General features: G+C 44.7%; 12 protein-coding genes. 6 read left to right on the forward strand and 6 right to left on the reverse strand.

Translation table 11 applies throughout. The features are described from left to right. Positions 1-7 precede the first annotated feature (7 nt). Positions 8-586, reverse strand: a complete 579-nt coding sequence (locus tag AC3WTJ_RS05655) for a TetR/AcrR family transcriptional regulator (protein ID WP_492520999.1) — start codon at positions 584-586, stop codon at positions 8-10. Between the two features lie 144 nt (positions 587-730). Here AC3WTJ_RS05655 and AC3WTJ_RS05660 point away from each other — a divergent pair, with 144 nt between their 5' ends. The 6 genes from AC3WTJ_RS05660 (at position 731) to AC3WTJ_RS05685 (ending at position 8,456) form a co-directional block, all read left to right on the forward strand. Further along, positions 731-1,114, forward strand: coding sequence for a winged helix-turn-helix transcriptional regulator (locus tag AC3WTJ_RS05660; RefSeq protein WP_492521000.1), 384 nt, complete (start codon positions 731-733; stop codon positions 1,112-1,114). A gap of 54 nt (positions 1,115-1,168) precedes the next feature. After that, positions 1,169-1,717, forward strand: a complete 549-nt coding sequence (locus tag AC3WTJ_RS05665) for a DUF3231 family protein (RefSeq protein WP_492521001.1) — start codon at positions 1,169-1,171, stop codon at positions 1,715-1,717. Positions 1,718-2,038: 321 nt separating this feature from the next. Then, positions 2,039-2,566, forward strand: a complete 528-nt coding sequence (locus tag AC3WTJ_RS05670) for a C40 family peptidase (RefSeq protein WP_492521002.1) — start codon at positions 2,039-2,041, stop codon at positions 2,564-2,566. 125 nt (positions 2,567-2,691) lie between these two features. Next, entirely contained in the window at positions 2,692-2,871 is a 180-nt protein-coding gene (locus AC3WTJ_RS05675) for an H-type small acid-soluble spore protein (protein WP_492521003.1), read from the forward strand. Between the two features lie 287 nt (positions 2,872-3,158). Beyond that, on the forward strand, positions 3,159-7,853 hold the full coding sequence (locus tag AC3WTJ_RS05680; RefSeq protein WP_492521004.1) for a X2-like carbohydrate binding domain-containing protein: 4,695 nt from the start codon (positions 3,159-3,161) through the stop codon (positions 7,851-7,853). Between the two features lie 189 nt (positions 7,854-8,042). Then, positions 8,043-8,456: a DoxX family protein gene (locus AC3WTJ_RS05685; RefSeq protein WP_492521005.1), complete on the forward strand. Its 414-nt coding sequence runs from the start codon at positions 8,043-8,045 to the stop codon at positions 8,454-8,456. 57 nt (positions 8,457-8,513) lie between these two features. Here AC3WTJ_RS05685 and AC3WTJ_RS05690 read toward each other — a convergent pair whose 3' ends face one another. From AC3WTJ_RS05690 to AC3WTJ_RS05710, 5 genes are all read right to left on the reverse strand, one after another. Further along, the gene (locus AC3WTJ_RS05690) at positions 8,514-9,281 is read right to left on the reverse strand and encodes a sugar phosphate isomerase/epimerase family protein (RefSeq protein WP_492521006.1); all 768 of its coding nucleotides are present in this window, start codon (positions 9,279-9,281) and stop codon (positions 8,514-8,516) included. A gap of 154 nt (positions 9,282-9,435) precedes the next feature. Beyond that, positions 9,436-10,914: an Lsa family ABC-F type ribosomal protection protein gene (locus AC3WTJ_RS05695; protein WP_492521007.1), complete on the reverse strand. Its 1,479-nt coding sequence runs from the start codon at positions 10,912-10,914 to the stop codon at positions 9,436-9,438. Between the two features lie 396 nt (positions 10,915-11,310). Beyond that, positions 11,311-12,117: a response regulator transcription factor gene (locus tag AC3WTJ_RS05700; RefSeq protein ID WP_492521008.1), complete on the reverse strand. Its 807-nt coding sequence runs from the start codon at positions 12,115-12,117 to the stop codon at positions 11,311-11,313. Beyond that, entirely contained in the window at positions 12,110-13,969 is a 1,860-nt protein-coding gene (locus tag AC3WTJ_RS05705) for a cache domain-containing sensor histidine kinase (protein WP_492521009.1), read from the reverse strand. The genes AC3WTJ_RS05700 and AC3WTJ_RS05705 overlap by 8 nt, the downstream gene beginning before the upstream one ends. A gap of 150 nt (positions 13,970-14,119) precedes the next feature. Then, a complete protein-coding gene (locus AC3WTJ_RS05710; RefSeq protein ID WP_492521010.1) occupies positions 14,120-15,754 on the reverse strand; it encodes an extracellular solute-binding protein in 1,635 nt (544 codons plus the stop codon). Positions 15,755-15,783: the final 29 nt, after the last annotated feature.

A 15,783-nucleotide genomic window follows, 5' to 3' on the forward strand; every position in this document is an offset into this window, starting at 1 on the left:
TGTTGATTTACTTCTTGATGCCGCGCCAATAGACAAACCAAGAAGCTTCTATTCTTTTCATTGATCTTTCGACTCCGCCAAACAGCAATTCTACGAACATGCCATCCAGCACAGCTAAAAAAGCAACGGTCGCCGCGCTACTGCTGACCTCTCTGCTAATGGTTCCATTTGCAATTGCCTGCTCAAATAGCGGGATTAACATCGTGTCCAAGGTATCTAAATAGTGATAACCCTTTTTGACAATGACCTCATAGAGATGAGTCGGCGGGAAAAAGGCTACACGCAAAAAAAACTTCGTATTATCATCCTTTTCATAGCAATCCTGATATTGAATAAGGAAACCATAAAGCAGTTGATCAACGGCAAGATCTTTATGTCTTTCTAGATAATCAAGAACAAACGCCAATTCCCGGGCCAGCACATCGTCTAGCAGCGAAAGGAAAAGTTCATCCTTCCCTTTGAAGTGTGTGTATATCGATTGTTTCTTGATCCCTACATCCGTTGCAATATCCGCGAGTGAGGCACCTTCATATCCGTTACTGGCAAAATGTTTGAGGGCAATCTCTTTAATTCGATCAGCAGTCATCGTACCGCTCCCTTCCGAACGTTCGTCAGGACATTGTATCACGTTGTTACACTTATGGCAACTCACAACGCTGCAGCACAAAAAAAGCCACCTTATTCGGCCGCCTTGTTCTGGTTTTTAATTTAGAATCATCTATTAACATATATGGCAAATGAAATTGGCGTTATAAAAGGAGGACATCAATTGCCTGATGGTTCTAGTGTCGAAGCTGCTTTTGAAATTCTGGTCGGCAAGTGGAAACCCGTAATTCTCTTACAGCTTTTCAAGCATGAAACGATGAGATTTGGTGAACTTCATAAAGCAATCCCGGATATAACGAAAAAAATGCTGACCGCGCAATTAAGAGAGTTAGCATTTCATGATATCGTGCACCGTGAAATCATTCTTCACATCCCTCCAAAAGTTGAATACTCCTTAACCGAATATGGCAAAAAAATGATACTTCTTTTACAAGCAATAAACGATTGGGGAATGTCTCATGCAGCGCATATAAATGAGTTATATGGAATAGAAAAAAAGCAAATTTGAATAATTGTTGAAATTGTAAACAAACTAACGAATAAAACAAAGGATGGTGCAAGCTTGACAAGTATACTTGAAGCCGTAGTTGATGTGATGAAAACACTCGTTGATGACGAACCAAAACCACCTTTACATATAGGAGAAGCCATGACTTGTTGGACGTACTTAACCATGCTGGAAGAAGAAATAGCAAGTGTACAAATTGGACTGAATACGACAACAGATAGTGAATTATTAGATGCGCTTCATGCTTCTATGGAAATTGCAATTGAACAATCAAGTATAATTAGGGACTTTATGCTCCGAGAAGGCGTAATGCTCCCTCCGGTATCCGAGAAAAAACCACAGTCAGACCCACTAACCGTGCCCATGGGTGTTAAATTGACGGATGATGAGATTGCCAATGCACTCTCCATTAAAGTTGTCGCCAATTACATGATGTGTGCGACCGGTGCCGTTCAATCCGTGCGTAATGACGTAGGGTTCATGTTTGCCGGTTTTCAGGCAGAGAAATTGAAGTTCGGTGCTTCCTTAAAAATTTTAATGCGGAAGCGCGGCTGGATCAAAATTCCTCCGTATTATGTTCCAAATGGCTTGCCTACACAATGATTAAACTCATAACAAAGAGCAATTTAAACTAGAACATAGTTTAAACTGCTCTTTGTTTTTTTATGAACAAAAGGACCGATTCTGAGTAGAAAATTCATTGTTTTGTATGGAAAAACTGTTGATCTATCAGGCTTTCTTGATGAATCAAGCTCGTCAAGAATAATTTTTTTAGAAGATTCTCATGGTTTTCTAATAAAGTAGGCTTGACCCTTGCCAGCCCACGGTTTTCCCCTCTCCTAGCAAATTATAGGAGACTTCCAGTCTGCTATACTAGGCTCAGCTAAGAAATTAGCGCTCACAACAAAGAGGAGGACAACAACTATGAAATTACATCATAAATGGAGCAAGCGATTGGCTATTTTGACAATTGGAGCGACCGTTGCTATCTCAGGAGGGGTAATTAGTAGTCCACAGCCTACTCAAGCTGCTACGAATAATGATACTGCTACTATTGACGCTACAATTACAGGAACGTCGAAAGCAGATAGCATTATTTCACTAGGTAAAAGATATCTGGGAACACCTTATAAGTTCGGTGCAGCAGTTGGACAAACGCGTAACTTTGACTGCTCGACATTGACGAAATACATTTTCGGTAAATACGGCATCACGTTGCCGCGGACGGCTGCTCAGCAATCCAAAGTAGGTAGTTACGTGTCAAAAAGCAATTGGAAAAAAGGCGACCTGCTATTCTTCTCCGTCCCTGGCAGATCAGGAGTCGGTCATGTAGGCGTTTACCTTGGAAACAACAAAATGCTTAACACTTACGGTGCGGGCGGCGTGAAAATCAGTACGATTAACTCCTATTGGAATTCTCACTACATGACAGCACGACGTGTAATTAAATAGTCGATTGAATGAGGAGTTAAGCAGCTTACAGGTGCTTAGCTTCTTTTTATATGCTCTCAAATAATTAGGCGCTAGAGAGGAAACAATATGTTCGTGTTTATCCTACCTGAAGGAGATTAATTGACGTGAACAAACTACGTGCCTCACAAATCGCTGCTTCTCCGGTTATGGCTAACGTTTCTTGCAACGGCGTTCCTATCTATATTCAAAATGTCGATGAAGCGAATGAAACGGCAAGAATTTATCCGTTAGATCAACCTGATCAGGAACAAGAAGTACCTCTTCACAGTTTGATCGAACATTAAAATTTAATGCAACACATCCAAGAGGCTGCCTCTGTAGTTAAAGCTACTAGGGGGACAGCTTCTTTTTTTATTTCCTCTCCGAGAGGTTCCGTGGTATGGTCTGCCCAACGGTTCGTAGAGTGCAATAAGGAATGGCGCGTTTTATATATAAAAAGGGCAATTGGTACGGTTTCGGGCAGAAGTGTACCTATCCGCATTCAGAAATGATCTTATATAATCGGACATGTGCAAGTGCGGTAGCGCTTACATAAATGAAGTTATTTCAACGACAAAGGAGACAAGTGAAGATGAAAAGCAGATTGCAACGCCGAAGGAAGGTATGGCTGGGATTGCTGCTCGCTATCGTTGTTATTGCGCAGATCGGCTACATCCCTTCCGGAGAAGGCACGGTCAAAGCCGCAGACAATGGCTTGGCACAGAAGCCGTATATGGGCTGGAGCAGCTACAGCATGCAGGTCTACGATGGTCCGTCCGGCAACTGGATTTCCGAAGCCAAGATCAAGAAGATGTCGGACGCCATGCATAAGAAATTGCAGGCTCATGGATACAACTACATCAATATCGATGCAGGCTGGAACGGCAGCATGGACGAATACGGCAGACCGGTGCCAAGTACTGTGCTTTATCCGGGAGGTTTTCAAAATCTCGTTGATTACATCCACGGTAACGGCCAAAAAGTCGGCCTTTATTTAATTCCCGGTGTTTCGCCTGAAGCGGTCACTCAGAACTTACCTATTTATAATGCTCCTGGCTGTAACATCGGTGATATCGTCGTAAAACCTTACAAATACGCGGATTATTGGAACATCGGATATAAAATTGATTTCAACAACCCTTGCGCGCAAAAATATATCGATTCCGTCGCGGATGCCATCGCTTCTTGGGGCGTGGATTTCGTCAAATTTGATAGCGTTACGCCAGGTTCCGGGCATAATGATGTCAGCATCGATGCACGTGACGATGTTAAAGCCTGGTCGACGGCGCTTAGCAGACACAATATTTGGTTTGAGTTATCTTGGGCTCTCGACCACAATTACGTGGACTATTGGAAAAAATACGCGAACGGTTGGCGGGTCGATTGGGACGTGGAGTCCTATGACCGCGAGGTCGGCATGACGCAATGGGCTAACATTGCGCGTTTGTTCCCTGACGCAGCCCTTTGGTGGCGGGATGCCGGACCGGGAGGTTGGAATGATTTCGACTCCTTGAATGTCGGCAATGGCGCAACCTCCGGTTTGACCAAAGACGAAAGGCAAACTGCAGCTACGCTGTGGGCCGCCTCGGCCGCGCAGTTATATACAGGCGACGACCTGTCCAACCTCGACGCTTATGGTCTTGACTTGCTGACGAATGACGAAGTTATCGCGGTTAATCAGGCTGGACGGCCCGTTCATCCGGTTTCAACATCAACCAATCAGCAAGTTTGGTATGCGAATAACGGTGACGGTACGTACACGGTTGCGCTTTTCAATCTGGGCAACAAAGCAGCGCCTGTCACTGTTAACTGGAACGACATCGGCCTGAATGGTCCTGCTTCCGTTCGCGACCTGTGGAGCCACACCGAACTTGGCACTTACACTTCAAGCTATGGCCCAGTTTCCTTGGAACCTCACGCTTCCCGTCTATTTAAAGTAACGGCGCAAAGCGGTACTTCTTTCGTCAATGACGACGACACAGGCGTGCGATACACCGGCACTTGGACACGTAACGGCGGCAAAGAATTGGCTCGCGATGCACAGGATTTGTCCATTGCGATTACGGACTCCTCTCCCTCTCCTGCTAGTCAAATCGAAACTCATGCATTGCAGCCATTAAATTCATTGGGCTCTACAGTCTCTCATTCGGTCTATATTAACGATACGGATCCACTCATTCAGTATTCGAACAAGTGGGGTCACAGCGGCGGAAGACCTTTCGGGGACTATCTGGATGATGTTCATTACGGTGAGCCGGACAACGGGACGCAGCCGGAATTCAGCTACACGTTCACGGGCACTGGCATTGAACTGTTCTCTGAGCAGGGCGCATCCAATGGACGGATGGACGTTTATATCGATGGACAACTGAAAGGCACTGTCGATGCCGAAGGTCCTCAACAATCCGGCTTATACTCGGTCTATCGTATCGCCGATCTTCCGCAAGGTCAGCACACGCTTAGAGCGCTAAGAAACGGCACCGGCCAATACTATTTCATCCTGGATGCTTTAAAGGTAACGGCTGAAACGCTGCTTGGCCAACCTTCTACAAACAGTTTTGACAAAGATCAACCAACAGACATCACGACGAATCTCCTCCTTGGCGCAAACTCGCTGACAGGCATCAATAATGGCGCAGTTTCCCTGCAGCCAAATACGGACTACACGATAAGCGGAGGCAATCTTGTAACGATCAAGAAAGAATTCCTCCTTCAGCAGCCATCGGGGCAACCTGTCCAACTAGCGTTCACTTTTGCCGGTGGTGACTCACAATCCCTGTCTATCGCGATCACTGGAACGTCCCTCAATCCTGTAACTGCTGCTTTTGACAAAAAAACATCCGCACAAGCGGACGTGTTTACAACGCTTACACTCGGAAGCACTAACAGCCTGACAGGCATTATGAATGGCACAGACAGCTTAACCCTTGGACAGGACTACACCGTTACGAACGATGTTGTGAAAATCTCAAAATCCTACTTGAATCAACAGCCTGTTGGTCTTACGAATTTGACCTTCACTTTCCAGTCAGGCAGTCCAAGAACGTTCGCCATTACCATTAGCAACTCTGCTGCTCCCGGAAGGTTCACCTACATCAATGACGACAACTCGGAAATCCACTACACCGGGGCTTGGAACCGCAGCACGAACCGGCCTTTTAACGACTATGGCAAGGACGTTCATTATGTCGAGCAAAACAACGATTTTTTCACCTACACCTTTAATGGCACAGGCATTACTTATATAACAGAAGTCGATCAAGGCCAAGGCGATGTGGACATCTATATCGACGGTCAACTACATGGAACAGCTCATACGTTCGGAGCGAATTCGCATAACGTAGCTCAGCAAGAAGTCTATACAGTCAGTCATTTGACACCTGGAGTTCATACATTGAAAGCAGTCAAAAAGTCAGGACAGTTCATGCTGATCGATGCGCTTAAAGTCCAGCAGCCCGACCTAATGGATATCTCTGCCGCTGATTTTAATAAAACGACGGCTGCAGATGTGAGCGTTAACCTTCTGGGCAACCCGGACAGCCTGCAAAGTATTTCGAACGGCGCAAGCAAGCTCGTGAATCCTGCCGATTATGTCATGAATGGCCAGCAAGTGACCATTAAAAAAGAATATCTCTCTGCTCAACCTGTCGGCAGTTTGAAGCTTACTTTTTCTTTCGCAGGTGACTATGCAGACGATATCCATGCAACTTCCATGAATGGCGACTCCTACCTCTACTCTTTCACAGGAACCGGAATCGAGCTCCTCGCACCAACCGGTCCGGAGCTGGGTGAAATGGACATCTATATCGACGGGGAGTTGAAGACAACGATTAATGCCTATTCAGCCATTCGAAATGCTGGTCAAAGTCTTTACCACATCTCGTCACTTTCGAAAGGCACTCATACATTGAAAGCCGTCAAAAAATCAGGCAACTACATGCTTGTAGACGCGATCAAATATGAAATTGCGGCGAATAGCGGCACGCCTTCCACTCCTCAGACGGGTGGCGGCGGCTATGGAGGCCCGATTGTGAACACTAACGCATGGAATGTCGTGCGTACTACTCAAACTGACGGAACAAGCAAAGAGGAGGTCAAAATCACAGGTGATAATGCGAAAACGTTGATTCAGAAGTCCAAGACTGCTGACGTCAATTCGGTTATTATCTCCTTGCCGGATGCCAAAGATGACGTATCCATGACAACTGTGCAATTGAGTAAAGAGTCGCTCAGCTTGCTTGGCGACAGCGGTCTTGATCTTATTCTCGATACGGCTAACATTAAAGTCCTGATTGCTAACCATTCACTTAAAAACTTGAAAGATGAAAGTTATTTCAATCTTGTTCCGGTGAAAGCTTCGGCTGCAGGCCAGGACTTGGAACGTCGCGCGAACACGGCGACAGTTGTACTAGGCGTTACCGGAGGCGCAAAAACCTCGTTGATTGGCCGTCCAGTAGACATTACGACGAACCTGCATGATCAAGAGGTTACCCTGGTTCTTCCGCTTCCCGATGATTTGAGTGATACGGAGTTGCAACAAATCGGTGTCTATATCGAGCACAGCGACGGGACTACGGAGTTTAAAAAAGGCACTGTGACCACGCTCCAAGGCGGCCGCGGGATTCAATTCACGACGAACAAATTTAGTGCATTCGCCCTTTTGAAAGCTGAGGGCCGGACATTGTCCTTCTCGCATGAGCCGTACATACAAGGCTACGAGAACAACTTGTTCCGTCCGGACAATCGCATTACCCGCGCAGAAATGGCAATGATTCTCTCGCGTATTGCGGCCAAACCGGCACTAGCCAGCGGCAGTGAATACATTGACGTGAAGCCGGTTCTTTGGTCTTATGATGCGATAGCCCAAGTGTCACGCATGGGTCTGATGCAAGGTTACGCAGACGGCACCTTCAGACCGGACCAGCCGATCACCAGGGCGGAAATGGCAGCTCTTGCCGCCCGGTTTGCGGTGGGTACCGCAGAATCCGGAGCAGGCTTTTCGGATACGTCCGGCCTATGGGCTGAAGATGCAATCAAAGTTGCTCAAGCTGCGGGCTACTTGAACGGTTATACAGATGGCTCCTTCGGACCAGCTAATCCGCTCACTCGCGCAGAAGCCGTTACCGTAATCAATCGGGTACTCGGCCGTGGACCACTTCATGGCATCGTCCACTCGCCATGGACTGATGTTCCGAACAATCATTGGGCTGTTCATGACATTGAAGAAGCTTCCGTCCACCACGCGTTTGAGCCGTTCGCTGCCGGTGGAGAACAGATTGTGGAATGATTCTGACACCCCTATCACACTCTAAGAAAAAGGGCATTTCAACTTCGTTGAGATGCCCTTTTCTATCTTAGAGATAAGTCTTTTCCACTATGCCTGTCTATGTATATTATATTCCTTGACAGGAATATTCCTTATAAGGTATATTCATAACATAAATCAAATGGATGCGATCCTAGGAGGCTGAAAGCAATGAAAAAAATAACGATTCCTTACTGGATTTTTACTGCTTTAGTGGTGTTATTTATGGGGATGGGCGCAATCGGTGATACGGTAAAAGCAGCGTCTGCGGTAGAACTTTTCAAGCATTTGGGATACCCGGATTATCTTCTTCCCTTTCTTGGAATTGCCAAGATATTAGGTGTCATAGCTATCCTTATTCCCGGTTTTCCTCGAATCAAAGAATGGGCATATGCCGGTTTGATCTTTGATTTGACCGGAGCTGTGTATTCAACCATCGCTGTGGATGGCTTTATGGCCGGATTGGGTTTTCTTCCAGGCTATATTATTATCGCGGGTTCCTACGTGTATTATCACAAAAGGCAAAAAGCTGGCATGCTGAGTCAAACGAATCAAGTAAAGCATCTAGAAGGACGTACCGTTTAAGCGTTTAAATAAAAAAGAACGGCTGTTTAAAGCAGCCGTTCTTTTTGTAGTTAACTACTAAGCTTTTGTCCCTAGTTTAGCTAAATTAGCAAAACTAATCTCTAAGCTTTCAAATGGATTCCGGTCATAGCAATCGTCCTGCTCAACCGCTGCCCATTCCACGCCAATGTCTTCACAGGCTTGAATAATTCCTTTGAAATTCATATTGCCTTCACCGACCTCGGAGAAACGCTGTTTCCGATCCGGAGTCACAATCATATCTTTAAAATGTACGACCTTCATACGTCCATCCATTTTGCGAATCCACTCTACGGGATCTGCTCCACCTGCTTGTACCCAGTAAACATCCAACTCGAAATCGACGCTATCAGGATCCGACATTTCAAACAAAATGTCCATGCCTGTCTTCCCATCATATTTGGCGAACTCAAAATCATGATTGTGATAAATAAACTGCAACCCGGCATCTTTCAACTGTTTGCCAAATTCCGAAGCTTGTTTGGCGAATGTGGCATAACCTTGGCTGTTCTCCCGAAACTCCGGAGGCAATCCGCCTAAACCGACATATTTACAATCCCATGCTTGATGCTTCTTAATGACGCCGTCCATATCATTCAACAAGTCGTTATATCCGATATGAGTGGCACAGATTTTCAACCCTTCTTGGTCTGCAAGCGCTTTAAATTCTTGAATGTCGATTGGTCCAATACCGGAAGCTTGTACAGCGTTATAACCCAATTGCTTGACTTTTTTCAAGCTTTCGCTAATATCAGCGGGTGTTTTCAAAAAGTTGCGAAGCGTATACAGTTGCGCGGCGATTCTCATTCCTATCACTCCATTCGTCAAATTTGAGTCATTTCATATATAACATAGAATGATGGGTTTGAGCCACACAAAAATTCGCTGGCATCCCATTTTTCAAACGAGAACTGCATTAGAACTAATAAAACTGCCGTTTCTATACACGGCAGCTTAAGACCTAGAGCTCTACAATTTTAGTTGCAACGTTATGGCAAAATTCCCGGTCATGCTCCACGAACAGAATCGTCGGTGAATATTCGAGCAGCAAGTCTTCAATTTGCATCCGAGAAATGACATCTATAAAATTAAGCGGTTCATCCCAAATATGCAAATGTACTTGCTCACTCAGACTTTTTGCAATTAATACTTTTTTCTTTTGTCCGCCGCTATACGATGAAATATCCTTGTCAAACTGAATTCTGGAAAAATCCAGCTTTCTTAGAATGGATTTAAAAAGACTTTCATCAATCCCGCATTCGGCAGCATAGTCAGATAGATTTCCATGAAGGTGCGATGTGTCTTGCGACACGTAGGATATTTTTAACTGGCTGTCCTTTCGAATATTGCCTGTATAATTCATATCCTCACCGCAAATTAACTTGATGATACTTGATTTTCCAGAGCCATTTTGACCTGAAAGCGCAATACGCTCACCTTGATCAATCGTGAAACTTAGATCTGAGCATACGGTCTTCTCGCCGTAATAAATGGAAACATGATCAAGCTCAACCAGCTGGTTTTTGTGAAAAGCAAGCTGCGAAATCTCTAAGCTTTCTGAGCTCTCGATATTTTTGAGGAGTTTCGACTTCTCTTGGATAGCCGAGTGCTGTCTTTGCTCAATGGCTTTAGATCGTTTCATCATTTTTGCAGCTTTATGGCCAATATAACCTTTATCTACCTTGGAACCGGAATTTCTTGTTCCGTTCTTTGTTTTTTCCACTTCGTGCGACCAGTTCCCCGTCCTTTTGGCGGAATCTGACAAGCGTTTGATGTCTTTTCGAAGTTTTTCGTTCTCTGCCAGTTCGAAGTGATCTTGCCGCGACTTATTTTCCCACCAACTTGAAAAATTACCTTTTTGAATTTCAATGTTGGTCTTATTGATGGATAAAATGTGATCTACACAGTTATCGAGAAAGGATCTGTCATGGGAAACCAAGATAATTCCACTTTTCGATTTGAGATAATCGCTAACGAGTTTTCTTGCTTTCATATCGAGATGGTTGGTCGGCTCATCGATTAAAAGAAAACTGTTCTCTTTGATGAACAACGTAGCCAGCAGCACTTTCGTTTGCTCCCCGTTGGATAAGGAGTCAAATGGCCGGTACAAAACATCCTCGGAAACCTTTAAAAGTGAAAGCTCGCGCATTAACTGCCAATGAATATAGTCGGGATAAATGTCATTGATGACATCTATCGTATTATTGCTTTTGTTCTCAACGGGAAACGGGAAATATTCGAAGCTTACATTAGCTGAAATGTATCCACTGTATTCAAGTTTACCCAGCAGCAGGTTGAGAAACGTTGTTTTCCCTCTTCCGTTTCTTCCTGTAAAGCCTAATTTCCAATCGGTATCGATTTGGAAATTGACGTTTTCAAATATGTTATCGTAACTTCCTTCGTATGCGAACGTCAAGTTTGTAACGTTTATTAATGACATAGATAGATCCTCCTGTATAAAAAAAATAAAAGCTACAAGAAAGTTACATTCTTGTAGCTCAAATAAATACAGTTAATTAACCCCTGGACGGAGTTAAAAAAGGATATCTTGTATCGTTTGAGTGAAAGATAATGTAACTTTCTTGCATACGAAATAAAACATGCGAAAAATCGCTTTAATGTTTTACCGTTAGCAAGAAAACCTACATTATGCCTTCAACTCCACTCCTGAAAATTTAAATAAAGTATAACAAACTCATTTTTAAAAATCAATACAATTAAGCCTGACGATTTCACCCAAGCGATTCATTGGGATTCTTGGCGCTATCGCGGCTTCTACTTTTGACAATCCTTCTGGTTGCTCCCAATTTTTTGGGAAAGCAACTACTAGGCACCTTTATAAAAATTTGTTCCGATATTCAGAAGGCGTGGCTCCATACTGTTTCTTAAAACTCTCTCTGAAATGATCCTGATCTGTATACCCGATTCTGTCGCAGACTTCATAGATTTTAATGGCTGGATCCTTCAAAAGCCTTGCCGCCTCTTCCATACGAAGACGAATAATGGCATGGTTCATTGTATCCCCTGTTACTTCTTTAACCAGCAGGTTTAAATATTTTTCGCTTAACCCTACGGCATCCGCTACATCCGATAGTGACAACTCCTTGCGCATATAACCTTCTTTCATATACTGGATCGCCTGTTCAACCAGCTTCTTCTTTTTTAAATTCCCGCTCCATTCCCTATGAAGCATGGTTTCAGTCAAATTGGGAAGCGATTCCTTGGCTGCTTTCTCCGCGATCTTTAGCGCGAGACGTTCTTCCCTCTCCTTGCGCAGCACGTCAACCGCATTTGCAAGTACTTTCGCAATGGCATCCGGATCGATTGGTTTCAGCACATAATCCAGCACTTGCAGCTTAATGGCCTGTCTGGCATGCTCAAATTCGTTTAGTCCTGATAAAATGATACAGCGAATATCCGAGTTACGGCATTTGATAATCTCAATCAATTCCAATCCATTCATCTTGGGCATGCCGATATCTGTCAAGAGAAGATCCGGCTTCTCGCGTTCTAACCAGTCAAGCGCCTCTTGCCCATTCTCTACAGCTCCTAGTAGCTGTATATCTAGTGCCTCCCAATGAATCGCACGAACCAAAGTCTCTCGCACGATTTTCACATCTTCCGCGATCAGCAGCTTAAACATTCGAAGCATCCTTTCTGGCTACAGCATGTTCTGAACGATAAGGCATAACAACTTCGACGCAAGTGCCCATACCCTCCGCAGCTTTTAGATACCGCAAACCATATTCGTCTCCGACAAACAATTGAATTCTCCTGTGTACATTCATGGTGCCGTACCCGGTTCCTGCTTCGGGTGAAAATTGTTCGTCTCGTACAAAATGCTGCCCAAGCATACGATTCATCTTATCCGCATCACAGCCACGGCCATTATCTTCGACTTTGATTGCAAGCTCTCCCTGCTCTACTCTTGCAGAAATGACAATTCGGCAGCCTGTCTTGCGTTCAGCAAATCCATGAATGATAGCGTTTTCTGCTAGCGGTTGCAAAATTAGATGAACGACAGATGCGGACCGAAGTTCACTCGGTAAATGGATATCAAAGGTCAAATCGTCGATCATCATTTGCTGTATATGCAGATAAGCTTCAACTTGCTTAATCTCATCTTCCAAGGAAATCAAGGTTTGCCCCCGATTCAAGCCATAGCGAAATACGTTGGCAAGCGAACGTACAACCTGACTTGTCTCCCGATCTCCTGTCATAATGGCCCTGCAGTTAATTAAATCCAAAGTGTTGTATAGGAAATGGGGATTGATTTGGGCATGCAACAGCTCCAATTGAAGCTGACGGCGTTCTATTTCTTCGGTAAAAGACTTTTCGATCAGTCGATGAATCGTTACGAGCATAGATGTGAACTTCTGGTTCAGCTCGTCAACTTCATAAATCCCTGTTCTTTGTGACGGAAGCGGCACTTTGAACTCCACAACTTCCGGGCGCTGTATAGCTGTTACCAGTTTCGTGATAGGGACAGTGACCCTCACAACGATTCTTCGGAGCCATATCCCCGCAATGAGTAAAGCCGCTGCTGCGGTGGCTGCGCCAATTACCGAAATGGCGAAAGTATACCTGCTGAAATGACTGTTGGGAGCTACCGCGAGAAGCTTCCATCCATTCTTCAGCGTCTCGAACATGATCCTGTAGGTTTCTCCATCTATTTTCGTTTCGAGGGTGCCTTCGGCTCCTTTTAATTGAGAAACATAGGGCAGTTCTCCGGCATTCGTGAGAAAGTCGTGGCGCTCGCCGTAAATGACACGATTGTTTTCGTCAAGCAGCAGATGAAAGCCCTGATCTAGAGGAGCATTATCGATCACGCCTTTTATGCTGCGGGTATCCGCACCAACAATCACAGTACCGATGCTTCGGCCATCTTTGAGGCTTGCTTTTTTCCTTGCGGAATAAATCATGGCTAGGTTTGGATCCGTTTTTTGACCCCACCAAGCATTCTGTTGTTTCCCGCTGCTCAGAATTTGGAACCATTCTTGATTTTGCAAATCGCTATTTTTATAAATCCCTGTAGTCGGATAAAAATGATCCGGAGCCATCGCATATAGCCCGCTCTCCGGTTCCAATATAACGGATACGACGTATGATTGCTGTGCGATATTTCCTGAGCCAAAATCATTAAGGAGAGACAATAAAGACAGATTTTGCAAATTCGTCTGCAAGGTGTAGTAATCGTCTGCCGCTTCGTAAGGCTGTAGATAGGTATTCATGAGCAAATTTTCAATGGATTGATTGCTTAAAACAAAAGCCGCTACATTATTCATCGTATCAAATTGATATTCGATATTTCTATAAACGAATTTCATGGATTGCTCCGCCAGCTTGACGGAATGGTCGTTCTGCACGCGGATAAGGATGTAACTGGCAGCTGCCGCAAACAGTGCTATGAATGTGACAATTAATGCAAATATCGGAAGGCTGAGCCTGGACAATAACCCTGAGCTGCCTCTTTGTTTTCGTATCCGAATAGCCATTCATACCAACCTACCCTTTTTCACCGGTGTTAACGCAGAAGCCCCTGCTGTTCATATCTCCAGAGGGGCTCCAGCCATTCAGCTGCGGCCGACTATAGCTTAATCATACACCAAATGATCAGCACCGTCCTGCACATGTTGGTTGTCGTGCTACTTGCCTGATTTTTTCTTAAAAGAAGCTTCTAATTCACTAAGGATTTGTGTGCCGCCTTGTGATTTCCATTTTTCCACAAATTCATCGAACTTCTTCCCGTCCGCACCCATAATAATTTGTGTAAAGACGGAATCCCGCATCGTATTCAGTTCCACAAGTTTCGCAATTTTCGTAGGTGAATCCAGATAGTTGGAGGCATCCGTAATTTGAAATTTGTTGTTGATGGCTATATCCAAAGCCTGCGATTGTCTAAGCGGCAGCGACTCCAAATAACGAGGCCAGCCTTTCAAACCTGGCGCGAACAAATAGCTTTGAACACCACGGAAATTTCCGTTCTTATCTTGTTGTGTCTTGGGATCAAGCAAATCGGTAACCAGCTTCATCTTGCCGTTATCAATTTTGTAGTCTTCCCCTTCTATGCCCCATACGGTTAGCATTTGGTTCTCCAGTGACAAGGAATTTTCGATGAAGGACAGAACCTTTTTAGGATCTTTCGTTTTCGCACTGATGGCGTGCATTTGTCCGAATGGCGCTCCAGCTGGCGCTACGGCTTTACCATCCGATCCGACAATGGAGTCCGTCAAAGTCAAATATTTAAGAGGTTGAAAGGACTGGTCCGGCAACTTCCCGTCGGAAGCGAGCTTCCCGCTTTTCTTAAGCTCATTGGTTTCCACTTGGGTGTCGTAATCGTTGGGTGTTGACCACCACCCCATCCACGAAAATAGTTTTCCACTGAACAGCTTCGCGCGCAGCTGCTCTTCTTTAATGGTCGCGAATTCTTTATCGATGAGCCCTTCCGCATACATTTTCTGCAAATAAAGCAGGGCTTCTTTCATTTTCGGATCGATATCATAATTGCTGAATGTACCGTTCTTCTCAGTAAAATAACCTGGAGTTACACCAAAAGCGCCAAAAATATGGTCAAAAGAGTTATTGGCATATTTCTGCTGGCCGATTTGCGCCGTATAGCCGCCTAACGGGATGACATCAGGCTTAGCCGCCTTTATTTTTTTGAGCAGGTCATTATACTCATCTAGTGTTTTAGGTACCTGGGTGCCCGTACTCTCCAAATAATCCTTACGCAGTACTAGATTCCAGCGGTATCCTGCTCCCGGCCCCCCTTGGTAAGGAATGCCATAAATTTTGCCGTTTACTTTGGCCTGCTCGAAAACTTCTTTGGGTACCTCCTTGAGAATATTCGGAGTATCCTTTTCATTAATGAGATTCGTAAGATCGTAAAAAGCGCCCTGCTGGGCATACTTTTGGAAATCATCGGCAAAATCAATCCGCACCACATCGGGAATGTCTCCGCTTGACATCTTCAGATTCAACTTCGTTTTATATTGTTGAATATCGACCATTTCCGGAACGATTTTAATGTTCAGTTTCTTCTCTATAGTGTGCATGATGAGATCTTTCGAAGGGTCATAAGGTTTGGATATATCCTGCCCTTTTAGCCATTTCAGTTCATAAGGCGCATCACTTATTGGCACCGCTGAACCAGTGATTCCAGTGGGCGAAGACGTCGCAGCAACCGGATCGACAGCTTTGCTGCATCCTGCAAGCGTCACGCTCCCTGCCAATATGGCGGCAATTGCGCTGTACGACCAAACTTTACCTTGATTTGACATGTTGACATGACCTCCTAGACTTGTCTTAA

The organism is Paenibacillus sp. FW101-FHT12H11, from assembly GCF_058790355.1.

What these genes read in the sequence shown, in the direction of transcription:
- AC3WTJ_RS05680 (WP_492521004.1), top strand. Translation starts at nt 3,159, where the DNA reads ATGAAAAGCAGATTGCAACGCCGAAGGAAGGTATGGCTGGGATTGCTG.
- AC3WTJ_RS05685 (WP_492521005.1), top strand. Translation starts at nt 8,043, where the DNA reads ATGAAAAAAATAACGATTCCTTACTGGATTTTTACTGCTTTAGTGGTG.
- AC3WTJ_RS05655 (WP_492520999.1), bottom strand. Translation starts at nt 586, where the DNA reads ATGACTGCTGATCGAATTAAAGAGATTGCCCTCAAACATTTTGCCAGT.
- AC3WTJ_RS05670 (WP_492521002.1), top strand. Translation starts at nt 2,039, where the DNA reads ATGAAATTACATCATAAATGGAGCAAGCGATTGGCTATTTTGACAATT.
- AC3WTJ_RS05690 (WP_492521006.1), bottom strand. Translation starts at nt 9,281, where the DNA reads ATGAGAATCGCCGCGCAACTGTATACGCTTCGCAACTTTTTGAAAACA.
- AC3WTJ_RS05710 (WP_492521010.1), bottom strand. Translation starts at nt 15,754, where the DNA reads ATGTCAAATCAAGGTAAAGTTTGGTCGTACAGCGCAATTGCCGCCATA.
- AC3WTJ_RS05660 (WP_492521000.1), top strand. Translation starts at nt 731, where the DNA reads ATGGCAAATGAAATTGGCGTTATAAAAGGAGGACATCAATTGCCTGAT.
- AC3WTJ_RS05695 (WP_492521007.1), bottom strand. Translation starts at nt 10,914, where the DNA reads ATGTCATTAATAAACGTTACAAACTTGACGTTCGCATACGAAGGAAGT.
- AC3WTJ_RS05705 (WP_492521009.1), bottom strand. Translation starts at nt 13,969, where the DNA reads ATGGCTATTCGGATACGAAAACAAAGAGGCAGCTCAGGGTTATTGTCC.
- AC3WTJ_RS05700 (WP_492521008.1), bottom strand. Translation starts at nt 12,117, where the DNA reads ATGTTTAAGCTGCTGATCGCGGAAGATGTGAAAATCGTGCGAGAGACT.